This is a genomic window from Streptomyces sp. SCL15-4 (genome assembly GCF_033366695.1).
Lineage (GTDB): Bacteria > Actinomycetota > Actinomycetes > Streptomycetales > Streptomycetaceae > Streptomyces.
The window spans coordinates 8,178,426-8,190,553 of record NZ_JAOBTQ010000001.1 but is presented as its reverse complement, the minus strand read 5'-3'; the positions used below and the strand labels follow the sequence as shown (position 1 = coordinate 8,190,553).

At 74.7% G+C, this 12,128-nt stretch carries 4 protein-coding genes; 3 read left to right on the top strand and 1 reads right to left on the bottom strand.

The annotated features are described in order from the left end of the window. Positions 1-89 precede the first annotated feature (89 nt). Complete coding sequence (locus SCK26_RS36790) at positions 90-9,644, bottom strand: non-ribosomal peptide synthetase (RefSeq protein WP_318205723.1); 9,555 nt, start codon at positions 9,642-9,644, stop codon at positions 90-92. Between the two features lie 196 nt (positions 9,645-9,840). Between SCK26_RS36790 and SCK26_RS36785 the strand changes: the two genes are divergently transcribed. Genes SCK26_RS36785 through sbnB form a run of 3 tightly spaced genes read left to right on the top strand, consistent with a single transcriptional unit; the run spans position 9,841 to position 12,102 of the window. Continuing rightward, positions 9,841-10,077, top strand: coding sequence for an MbtH family protein (locus SCK26_RS36785; RefSeq protein WP_318205722.1), 237 nt, complete (start codon positions 9,841-9,843; stop codon positions 10,075-10,077). Between the two features lie 16 nt (positions 10,078-10,093). Next, complete coding sequence (gene sbnA / locus SCK26_RS36780; protein WP_412080819.1) at positions 10,094-11,083, top strand: 2,3-diaminopropionate biosynthesis protein SbnA; 990 nt, start codon at positions 10,094-10,096, stop codon at positions 11,081-11,083. Further along, entirely contained in the window at positions 11,077-12,102 is a 1,026-nt protein-coding gene (gene sbnB, locus SCK26_RS36775) for a 2,3-diaminopropionate biosynthesis protein SbnB (protein WP_318205721.1), read from the top strand. The genes sbnA and sbnB overlap by 7 nt, the downstream gene beginning before the upstream one ends. The last annotated feature ends 26 nt before the right edge of the window (positions 12,103-12,128 follow it).

The following is a 12,128-nucleotide window of genomic DNA, read 5'->3' as shown; positions in this document are numbered from 1 at the left end:
GCCCGCCCGGCCGTGCGTGGAGACGGCACCGCGCGTACGTCCGCCCGCCGCCCCGAGGGGACGGCGGGCGGACGTACCGGGCCCGGGGTTCAGCGGTCTTCGCCCTCCTCCGCCAGCAGAGCGGCGACCTCCTGGTCCGTCAGCTCGGCGATCTGCGCTTCCAGCGCCTCCAGCAGGACCTGGCTCAGGGCGGCCACCGTGGTGGCCTCGAAGAGGCAGCGCAGCGGCAGCTCCACGTCGAAGACGGCGTTCAGCCGGGCGAGCGCCCGGGTGGCCAGCAGCGAGTGGGCGCCGAGGACGAAGACGTCCTCGTCGACGCCGATCCGCTCGATGCCGAGGATCTCCGCCCACACCTCGGCCACGATCTCCTCGGTCGGGTTGCGCGGCGCCCGGTAGGGGCGTTCCAGCAGTTCGCTGGTGGTGGCGGGCTGCGGAAGGGCCTTGCGGTCCACCTTCTTGCTGGGCGTCAGCGGCAGCTCGGGCAGGGTGGTCCAGAGCGAGGGCACCATGTACGAGGGCAGCCGCCGGCCGGCCCACTCGCGCAGCTCGGTGACGTCCGGGCCGCCGTCGCCGCGCGGTACCAGGTAGGCGACCAGCCGGCGGTCGCCGGGACGGACGTCGCGGGCGACGACGGCGACCTGGCGCAGCCCGGGGTGCTGCGCCAGCACCGCCTCGATCTCTCCCAGTTCGATCCGGAAGCCGCGCAGTTTGACCTGCTGGTCGATCCGGCCGAGGAACTCGATGGTGCCGTCGGCGCGGTAGCGCACCAGGTCGCCGGTCCGGTACAGCCGGCCGCCCGGCACGTCGCCGAAGGGGTCGGGGACGAACTTCTCCGCGGTGAGCCCGGGACGGCGGTGGTAGCCGCGGGCCAGCCGGACGCCGCCGAGGTGGAGTTCGCCGGGTACCCCGACCGGTACCAGGTCGCCCGCACCGTCCAGCACGTAGGCCCGGGTGCCCGGGACGGGGCGGCCGATCGGCAGCGCGGCCTCGCCCCGGCCGGCCGGGGCGGTGGGCACGGGGTGAAGGACGCAGGTGACGGTCGCCTCGGTGGGGCCGTAGTTGCACAGGAACCGGCCGGGCAGGCCGGTGGCGGCCCAGGCCAGGGCGTCGTCCACGGTGACCACGTCGCTGCCGACGTTCATCAGCTTCAGGCCGCGCAGCCGTTCGTCACCGGGCCGGACGTGCTGCATCACCTCGCGGTAGTAGGCGGGAGTGATCTCCATGACGGTGATGCCGTTCTCGGCGACCCGTGCGGGCAGTTCGGCGGGGCTCCAGAACAGCGGGTCGGCCACGACAACGGTCGCGCCGGCCAGCAGCGTGGCGGCGATCTGGTCCATCGCCACGTCGAAGGTGAGCGCCGACAGCAGCACCACCCGGTCCCCCGGGTCGATGCCGTAGGCGCCGGCGATCACCCGGCAGTGGTGGGCGTAGGAGCCGTGCTGGATCAGCACGCCCTTGGGCTGCCCGGTGGAGCCCGAGGTGTAGATCATGTACGCCAGCTGGTCCGGCGTGGCCTGCGGCGGAAGGTTGTGGTCCGGGCGTGCGGCGATCCGGCTCGCCTCCGCGTCGACCAGCACCAGCGGGCCGCGGGCGACGGCGGCGAGCCGCTCGGCGAACCGACCGGTGCTCAGCACGGCCCCGGGGTCCAGCTCGTCCAGCATGAACGCCAGTCGCTGGGCCGGGTGTTCGGCGTCGATCGGTACGTAGACGCCGCCCGCCTTGAGCACCGCGAGCAGCGCCACCACGGCCTCGATCCCGCGCTCCATGCAGACGGCGACCGGGCGTTCCGCCCCGACACCGAGGTCGCGCAGGTGGTGGGCGAGCTGGTTGGCCCGGGCGTTGAGTTCGGCGTAGCCGAGCGAGACCGGTCCGAACGAGACGGCGACCGCGTCGGGGATCTCGGCGGCGCGCCGCTCGAACAGGGCCGGCACGCAGGCCGCCGGCGGCTCGGCGCCGGCCGGGTTCCAGCCGTGTGTCAGTTGCTCCCGCTCGTCCCCGGTGAGGATCGCCAGCCGGCTGAGCGGGGTCTCGGGCCGCGCGGTGGCGGCGCGCAACAGGGTCAGGTAGTGCCCGGCCATCCGCTCGACCGTGGTGCGGTCGAACAGCGCCGTGGCGTACTCGAACAGCCCTTGCAGACCGCCGTCGGCGCGGCGGCCGAGGGAGAGGGTGAGGTCGAACTTCGCGGTCCGCCAGGGCGAGGGGACCCGCTCGACGGTCAGGCCGTCGAGCCGCAGCGGGGTGCTCTGCACGTGCTGCAGCTCGAACATCACCTGGAAGAGCGGGTTCCGCGACAGGTCGCGTTCCGGCTGGAGTTCGTCGACCAGGCGCTCGAAGGGCAGGTCCTGGTGGCTGTAGGCGGCGACCACGTCCCTGTGGACCCGGCGCAGCAGCGCGGCGAAGCCCGGGTCGCCGCCGAGGTCGGCGCGCAGTACGACGGTGTTGACGAAGGAGCCGACCACCTCTTCCACTTCGGGCCGGGTCCGGCCGGCGGTCGGGGTGCCGACGCAGACGTCCGCCTGCCGGGTGTAGCGGGCGAGCAGCACGTCGAAGGCGGCGAGCAGCACCACGAACGGGGTGACCGCCTGGCTGCGGGCCAGGTCCGCCACGGCCTCGGCCAGCTCGTCGGGGACCGTGAGGGCGAGCAGGTCGCCGCGCGGGTCGCGGACGGCCGGGCGGGGCCGGTCGGTGGGCAGCTCCAGCGGGGTGAGCCCGTCGAGCCGCTCCCGCCAGTGCGCGAGCTGCGCCTGCGGCAGCTCACCCTGGGACCAGCGGTCCTGCCAGGCCGCGAAGTCGGCGTACTGCACCGGTGGCGCGGGCGGCCGGCTGCCGCCGGTGAGCCGGGCCCGGTAGAGCAGTCCGAGGTCGCGGGTCAGCAGGTCCACGGACCAGCCGTCGACCGCGATGTGGTGGGCCGTCAGGACGAGCAGGTGCTCCTGCTCCGCGACCTTGACCAGCAGGACGCGCAGCGGAGGTTCCCGGTCGAGGAGGAACGGCCGGGCGGTCTCGGCCCGCACCAGTTCTCCGGCCCGGGCGGCGGCCTCCCGCGCCGGCAGGCCGGTGAGGTCCACCGGCGCGGCACCGAGGGTGACCACCGGGTCGATCACCTGAACCGGCTCGCCGTCCGGCGCCGGGTAGCGGGTGCGCAGCGCCTCGTGGCGGGCCGCGAGGTCGTCCAGTGCGCCGGCCAGCGCGGCGGTGTGCAGCGGGCCGCGCAGGCTCAGCACCAGCGGCACCAGGTACTCGGAGCTGCCGGGCTCCAGCTGGTCGAGGAACCACATCCGGCGCTGGGCGGAGGAGAGCGGCAGCGTGCCGTCGCGCGGCACCGGCAGCACCGCTCCGGCCGGGTCGGCGGGCCGGGCGCCGGGGGCGGTGGCCAGTTCGGCCAGGGCGGTGACGGTGCGGCGGGAGAAGACCTCGGCGACCGGGATCTCGACGCCGAAGGCCGATCGCAGCCGGAAGACCAGCCGGGTGGCGAGCAGCGAATGGCCCCCGAGGGCGAAGAAGTCGTCGAGCGCGCCGACGCGCTCGCGGCTCAGCAGCTCGGCGAAGACCTCGGCGACGGTCTGCTCGGCGGGGTCGCGCGGCGCGACATACTCCCCCACCGCGGCCAGCCCGGCCAGTCCGGGCAGCGCCTCGAGGTCCACCTTGCCGCTGGCGGTGAGCGGCAGTGCCGAAAGGACCCGCAACACGGCCGGCACCATGGCGTCCGGCAGCCGGGCCGCCAAGTGGGCCCGCAGCGCGGCCGGATCGGGTTCGAAGCCCTCGACGGGGACGACGTGGCCGACCAGTTGCTGGTCGCCGTAGACGCCGACGGCCGCCGCGGCGACCGAGGGGTGCTCGCAGAGGACGGCCTCGATCTCGCTGGGCTCGATCCGGATGCCGCGCAGCTTGACCTGCCGGTCGAGCCGGCCGAGGTACTCCAGCGTGCCGTCGGTGCGGCGCCTGACCCGGTCCCCGGTGCGGTAGAGCCGCTCGCCCGGTGCGGCCGCGTGCGGGTTGGGGACGAAGCGCTCGGCGGTCAGGTCGCCGCGGCCGAGGTAGCCGCGTGCCAGGCCGGTGCCGGCCACGCACAGCTCGCCGGGGACGCCGAGCGGGACCAGGCCGCCGTCCGGGTCGAGCACCAGAATGCGGGTGTTGTCGATCGGCTGCCCGATGGCGACGATGTCGCCGGCCTCCCGGCCGTCGTAGCGCCACGAGGTCACGTCGATGGCGCACTCGGTGGGGCCGTAGGTGTTGACCAGGGTGACCGGCAGCAGGGCGAGCAGCCGGTCGCTAAGTTCCACGGGCAGCGGCTCGCCGGCGCAGAACACCAGCCGCAGCGTGTCGCAGTCGCGCAGCCCGGGCTGCTGGACCAGCGCCCGCAGCACGGACGGCACGACTTGCAGCACGGTGATCCGGTGCTCGGCCGCCGCCCGCACCATGGCGGCCGGGTCGCGCGGCACGCCGTCGGCGGCCACCACCACCGTCGCGCCGCAGACCAGCGGTGCCAGGAACTCCCAGACGGAGGCGTCGAAGCCGACCGTGGTCTTCTGCAACACCCGGTCCCCCGGGCCGAGGCCGTGCTCGCGCACCGTCCACAACACCCGGTTGCGGATGGCCTCATGGCTGATCAGCACGCCCTTGGGGCGACCGGTCGAGCCCGAGGTGTACACCAGGTAGGCGGCGCCGGCGGGGTCGAGCGGCGGCAGTTGGGCGGCCGGTCGCCGGTCGGCCGGTGCCGGACCGGTCAATTCCCGGTCCTCGTCGAGGAGCACCAGCCGGGCCGCGCCGCCGGGCCGTTCGCCGCGGATCCAGGACTGGCTGATCAGGACGGTGGCGCCGCTGTCGGCGAGCACGTGGGCGCGGCGCCGCGCCGGGTGCGCGGGGTCGACCGGCACATAGGTGCCACCGGCCCGGAGCACCGCGAGCAGGGCGGTGACCAGGTCGGCCTCCCGGCGCAGGCACACCGCGACCGGGGTCTCCGCGCGCACCCCGACGGCGCGCAGGTGGTGCGCCAACCGGGTCACGCGGGCGTCGAGTTCGGCGTAACTCAGAGTGCGCTCGGCGAAGACGACGGCGGGCGCGTCGGGGGTGCGGGCGGCCTGCTCGGAGAACAGTTCGGGCAGGCAGCGGACGGGCGGCTCGACGGCGGTGTCGTGCCAGCCGTGCACCAGCCTCTCCCGTTCGGCGGCGTCCAGCGCCTCGATCCGGTCGAGCGGCAGGTCGGGTGCGTCGACCACCGCGGCGAGCAGCCGTCCGTAGTGCTCGGCCATCACGCGCACGGTGTCGCGGTCGAACAGCGCGGTGGCGTACTCGAACCCGCAGCGCAGGGTGCCGTCGGCCTGCGGCTGCACCGAGATCGTCAGATCGAACTTGGCGGCCGGCCAGGAGACGGCGAGCTGTTCGACGCGTAGCCCGGGCAGGGCGAACGCCTCGTCCTTGGGTGGGCGCAGCTCGAACATGACCTGGAAGAGCGGGTTGCGGGACGGGTCGCGCTCGGGCGCCAGCTCCTCGACTACGCGTTCGAAGGGCACGTCGGCGTGGGCGTAGGCGTCGAGCGCCGATTCACGGACCCGGGCGAGCAGTTCCGTGAAGGTGGGGCGCCCGCTCAGGTCGCCGCGCAGCACCAGGGTGTTGGCGAAGAAGCCTATCAACGGTGCCGTCTCGGAGCGGGTGCGGCCGGAGACGGCGGTGCCGACCGCGATGTCCCGCTGGCCGCTCCACCGGCCCAGTAGCGCGTAGCAGCCGGCGAGCAGCACCATGAACGGCGTCGCGCTGTTGCGGCGGGCCAGCTCGTCGACGGCCGCGCCGAGTTCGGCGGGCAGTTCCACGGCGAGCCGGTCGCCGCGCGGATCCCGCAGGCGCGGACGGCGGCGGTCGGTGGGCAGGTCGAGCGGGGCCAGGCCGGCCAGCCGCTTCCGCCAGTGGCCGAGCCGCGCGGCGAACTCCTCGGTGGCGGCGTGCTCGCGCTGCCAGCGGGCGAAGTCCGCGTACTGGACGGGCAGGGGTGCGACGGCCTCGCCGGCGTAGTGTCGCGCCAGTTCGTCGGCCAGCACCTCGACGGACCAGCCGTCGGAGGCGATGTGGTGCAGCGTGAGGGCCAGCACGTGGTCGTCGGCGCCGATACGCAGCAGCATCGCGCGGACCGGGGCGCCGGCCGCCAGGTCGAACGGGATCTCCAGGTCCGCGCGGATCAGCCGCAGCGCCTCCTGCTCGGTGGCCGTCCGCTCGGTCAGCGGGATCCGGGCACCGGGGTCGACGAGCTGGACCGGCTCGCCGTCGCGCTCCTCGTACCGGGTGCGCAGCACCGCGTGGCGCTCGGCCAGGGCGGCCAGCGCGGCGGTCAGCGCCGGCCGGTGAAGCGGGCCGCGCAGCCGCAGCGCGATCGGCACCAGGTAATCGGTGGCGCCGGGCGCCAGACGGTCGAGGAACCACAGGCGCTGCTGGGCGAAGGAGAGCGGCAGCGGTCCGTCCGTGCCCGCCGCGGTGATCGGTGCCCGCCGGACGGCGGTGGCGGCGGCCAGTACCTCGGCGAGCCGGGCGACGGTGCCGGCCGCGAACACCGCCGCCAGCGGCACCTCTGCCGCGGCGACCTGCCGGAGCCGGAAGGCCAGCCGAGTGGCCAGCAGGGAATTGCCGCCGAGGACGAAGAAGTCGTCGTGCACGCCGACCTCGTCCAGGCCGAGCAGCTCGCACCAGACGGCGGCGACCGCCTGCTCCAGCGGGGTGCGCGGCGCGACCCGGTCCGGGGCCGGGGCCGGCCGGGCGCCGGCCGGGTCGGGCAGCGCCTTGCGGTCGACCTTGCCGCTGGCCGTGCGGGGCAGCCCGGGCAGCACCACGTAGAGTGCGGGCACCAGGTAGGCGGGGAGCAACTGCTCAAGGTGGGCGCGGAGTTCGGCGGTTCGCGGTGCGCGCTCGCCGGCCGGCACCAGGTAGGCGACCAGCCGGGCCGCGTCCCCCGTGCCGTGGGCGCCCACCGCGGCCTCCAGCACCTCGGGATGTTCGGTCAGCGCGGCCTCCACCTCGGCCGGTTCGACCCGGAACCCGGCGACCTTGATCTGGGTGTCGGCGCGGCTGATGAATTCCAGCAGGCCGTCGCAGCGGTGCCGGACCAGGTCGCCGCTGCGGTAGAGCCGGGCGCCGGGAGTCTTGGCGTACGGGTCGGGGACGAAGCGCTCGGCGGTCAGGTCGCCGCGCCCGCGGTAACCGCGGGCCACCTGGACACCACCGATGTACAGCTCGCCGACGGCGCCCGGCAGCACCGGTTCCAGCTCGGGGTCCAGTACGTACAGTGTGGTGTTGTCGATCGGCACGCCGATGCCCATCGGGCCCTGGTCCAGTGCGCGCACCGGGAGGGCGAGAGTGGCGCAGCCGACCGTGGTCTCGGTCGGACCGTACTCGTTGAACACCACGGTGTCCGGGGCATGGCGCCGCCACGGCTCCAGCATCGCGCCGGTGAGCTGCTCGCCGCCGAGGACCAGGTGGGGTGTCGCGGTGCGCAGCGCCGTCTCGGGCAGTTCCCGGCCGAGCGGTCCGAGGTGGGTGGGGGTGAGCTTGAGCAGGTCGAAGGAGTTGCGGTCCAGCAACCGGACCAGGCCGTCGAGGCCGGGCGTGCCGTCGTCCGGGGTGAGGGTGACGGCGGCGCCGGTGAGCAGCGCGGGGAAGAGCGAGGTGACCGGCAGGTCGAAGGCGACCGAGGAGTACAGCGCGGTGCCGGCGCCCTCGCCGAGGTAGGTCCGCGCGGACCAGCGCACGTAGTTGACCACGTTGCGGTGGGTCACCATGACGCCCTTGGGCTCGCCGGTGGAGCCCGACGTGTAGATCAGGTACGCGAGGTTGTCCGGCCCGGCGCCGCTCTCGGGCGCGGTCTCCCGCTCCCCGTCCCCGACGGCCAGCACCGTCCCGGTCCAGCCTTGCGCCGACTCGTCGTCGGCGATCAGCAGTTCGGCGCCCGCCTGGTCGAGCAGGCGGGCTCGCCGCAGCGGCGGGTGGTCGGGGGCCAGCGGCAGGTAGCCGGCACCGGCCTTGAGCACCGCGAGCAGCGCCACCACCAGGTCCGGCCCCCGACGCAGGCAGACGCCCACCAGGCTCTCCGGTCCCGCCCCGTGCGCCCGCAGCCGGTGCGCCAGCAGGTTCGCCCGGCGATCGAGCTGCCGGTAGGTCAGCCGGCCGTCGGCCCAGCGCAGCGCGACCGCGCCCGGGGTGCGCTCGGCCTGCTCGGCGAACAGCTCGTGCAGGCAGCGTTCGGGCAGCGGCACGGCGGTCTCGTTGAACTTCTCGATCACGGCGAGCCGGTCCTGATCGGTCAGCAGGCCGACGCGGTGCAGCGGGCGGTCCGGATCGGCCAGCACGGCGTCGAGCAGCAGCCGGAAGGCGTCGGCCAGGCGCTGCGCGGTCGTCCGGTCGAACAGCGCGGTGGCGTACTGCAGCCGGGCGTTGAGCCGTCCGTCGGGCAGTACGTCGGTGTCCAGCACCAGGTCGAACGGCGAGCCGGTCAGCGGTGTGCGCACCAGCTCGCAGTCGAGGCCGGGCAGCGCGATCGGCTGCGGCGGCGCGGTGCGCAGCGAGAAGGACACCTGGAAGAGCGGATTGCGGGCGAGGTCACGCTCCGGTGCCAGCTCGTCAACCACCAGTTCGAACGGCGTGCCGGCGTGGCTGAGGGCGGCCAGCGTGTTCGCGGCGACCCGGCCGAGCAGGGTCCGGAAGGACGGCTCGCCGCTCAGGTCGCCGCGCACCACCACGGTGTTGACGAACAGGCCGATCAGCCGCTCCGCGTCGGGCAGGCCGCGGCCGCTCACCGGCGTGCCGACCGCGATGTCCCGCTGCCCGCTGAACCGGGCGAGCACCGCCTGGAACGCGGCGAGCAGCACCATGAACCGGGTCGCCCGGCTGCTGCGGGCGAGGAGGTCGACCCGTGCCATCAGCTCGGCCGGCAGTTCGAAGCGGACGGCGTCGCCGGCGCCGTCCCAGGCGGCCGGGCGGGGCCGGTCCGTGGGCAGCTCCAGCGGGGTCAGACCTGCCAGCGCGGTGCGCCAGTGGTCCAGCCCGGCGGCCAGCCGCGGGCCGGTGAGCCGCTCGGCCTGCCAGTCGGCGAAGTCGGCGTACTGAAGGGCGAGCGGCGCGAGGTCGGCCGGCGCGCCGCCGGTGCGCTCGCGGTAGCCGGCCGCCAGCTCGGCCCCGAGGAGGTGCCAGGACATGCCGTCGAAGGCGATGTGGTGGACCACCACGATCAGCAGGTGGTCGGCGGGGCCCACCCGGGCCAGTACGGCCCGCAAGGGGGGCCGGCGGGCCAGGTCGATCGGGAGACGCAGCTCCTCCTCGATCAGCCGGGCCAGCCGGGCCTCCCGTCCGGCGGCCGGCAGGCCGGTGAAGTCGCACTCCCGGAAGGGCACTTCGGCTTCCGGGGTGATGCGCTGCAGCAGCCGTCCCGCCTCCTGCCGGTAGCTGGTGCGCAGCACCTCGTGCCGCTCGACGACGGCGGTGAGCGCACCGAGCAGCGCGTCGGTCTCCAGGTCGCCCCGGATCCGCAGCGCCAGCGGAAGCAGGTAGTCGGGCGTGCCCGGCCGCAACTGGTCGAGGAACCAGATCCGTTGCTGCCCGAACGACGCGCTGCGGGGCGCTCCGGGCTGGTTGTCCGCGCCGTCACGGCTGTCGTCGATTCCCACCGGCCACCTCCACGGGTCCTCACGGACGCGCACCGCGCCCCGGCGAAGCCTGCTGGCGGGCGCAAGCCCGGCACCAGGGACACAGCGGCAGGCTGCGATGCCGCTCCTGCTGCCCGTTTGTCTCTTGTCGCCGTTCCCGCGCGCCCGGCAGGCTCGCCCCGTCGCAGTGTCGAACCCCCGAGGGCAGGAGGGCCTGATGGCCGAGGAAGCCGCCGACACCCGTAGCTACCTGGTCGTGCTCAACGACGAGGAGCAGTACTCGATCTGGCCCGCCGACCGTGAACTGCCCCTCGGCTGGCGGTCCGAGGGCACTCGGGGCAGCCGGGCGGAGTGCCTGGCGCACATCGGGACCGTGTGGACCGACATGCGGCCGCTGAGCCTGCGCAACCGGATGGACGGCGCCGCCGCCGGCGGGACCCGTGCGACCGTCTGACACCGTGCCCGCCGGCGTGCTGCAGACCGTGGGCCGGACGCCGCTGGTCGAGCTGACCAGGTTCGATCCGACCGCCCGCTTCCGCCTGTTCGCCAAACTGGAGGCGCACAACCCCGGCGGCTCGGTCAAGGACCGCTCCGCGCTGGAGCTGCTGTGCGGGGCCATCAGCGAAGGTCGCGTGGTCCCCGGCCGGTCGGTCGTGGTCGAATCCAGCTCGGGCAACCTGGGCATCGGACTCGCCCAGGCGTGCCGGTACTTCGGGGTCCGCTTCGTCTGTGTGGTGGACCCGCGCGCCAACCGCCAGAACATCGCCATCATGCGGGCGCTGGGCGCCGAGGTCGAGGTGGTCACCGGGACCGACCCGGTCACCGGCGAGTACCTGCCGGTGCGCATCCGCCGGGTGCGCGAGATCCTCGCCGGCACCGAGCACGCCTACTGCCCGGACCAGTACGCGAACCCGCTCAACCCGCGCTCGCACCACGCGACGATGCGGGAGATCTGCGAGGCCGTGCCCGGCGGCCTCGACTACCTGTTCTGCGCCACGAGTTCGTGCGGGACGCTGCGCGGCTGCGCCGAGTACGCGCGCGAACAGCGGGTCCCGGTGACCATCGTGGCCGTCGATGCCGAGGGCAGCGTCATCTTCGGGCGCGAGGCCGCGCCCCGGCTGATCCCCGGCCACGGCGCGGCCGTCCGCCCGGCGCTCCACCAGGACGGTCTCGCGGACGAGGTGGTGCACGTCAGCGACCTCGACTGCGTGGTCAACTGCCGCCGGCTGGCGCACCGCGAGGCGATCCTCGCCGGCGGCTCGGGGGGCGCGGTGCTCGCCGCGGTCCGGCGGCTGGGCGGCCGGATCCCGGCGGGCGCGGCCTGCGCGGTGATCCTCCCGGACCGGGGCGAGCGCTACCTCGACACGATCTATGACGACGACTGGGTCGCGGCGCACTTCGGCGACGCCGCCCACCTGTGGAAGGAGTACGGTCCAGTGGCGGAGGCGGCGACATGCTGATCCTGACGGCCGGACAGGTCCGTCAGGTCCTGGACGGTGCCGAGCAGCAGGTGGTCGAGGCGGTGAGCCGGGCGTATCGACTGCACGCGGCCGGCCGCACCGTGCTCCCGCACTCGCTCTTCCTGCGGTTCCCCGAGGAGGCCCGCAACCGGATCATCGCCCTGCCGGCCTATCTCGGTGACGCCGGCGACGCCGGTGACACCGGGGCGCGGGAACCGGTCGCCGGCGTCAAGTGGATCTCCTCCTTCCCCGGCAATACGGCCGCCGGGCTGGAGCGCGCCTCGGCGGTGATCGTCCTCAACTCGATGCGCACCGGCCATCCCGACGTCCTGCTGGAGGGCTCGGTGATCTCGGCGCGGCGCACCGCGGCGAGCGCCGCGCTCGCCGCCGCGACGCTCGCCCCGCGCGAGCCGCAGACCGGCGTCACGCTGATCGGCTGCGGAGTGATCAACTTCCAGGTGCTCGTCTTCCTGCGCGCTCTGCTGCCCGAGTTGGCCGAGGTCACCCTCTTCGACCTCGATCCGGCTCGCGCGCGGGCCTTCGCCGAGCGGTGCGCGGCCCGGCTGCCCGGGCTGCGGACCACCATCGCCGAGCGGAGCGAGGACGCCCTGGCGGCCCACCGGCTGGTCTCGCTCGCCACCACCGCCGCCACCCCGCACCTGGACCCGTCCCCCTGCCCGCCCGGGACGCTGCTGCTGCACCTGTCCCTGCGCGACCTCGCTCCGGAGACCATCTTGTCCAGCGTCAACATCGTCGACGACGGTGACCACGTCTGCCGCGAGTCCACCTCGCTGCACCTGGCCGAGCAACAGGCCGGTCACCGCGACTTCATCGCCGACTCGATCGGCGCCATCCTCACCGGTGGCCGGCGCGAGCGCGACCCGGAGGCCCTCACGGTCTTCTCGCCGTTCGGCCTGGGCGTGCTGGACCTCGCCGTCGCCGACCTGGTCCGGCACCGGGCTCAGGAGCAGGGCCTCGGCACGGACGTCCCGGACTTCCTCCCGGCCCCGGCACAGTAGCCGACGCCTCGCCCGTGCCCGCCGGT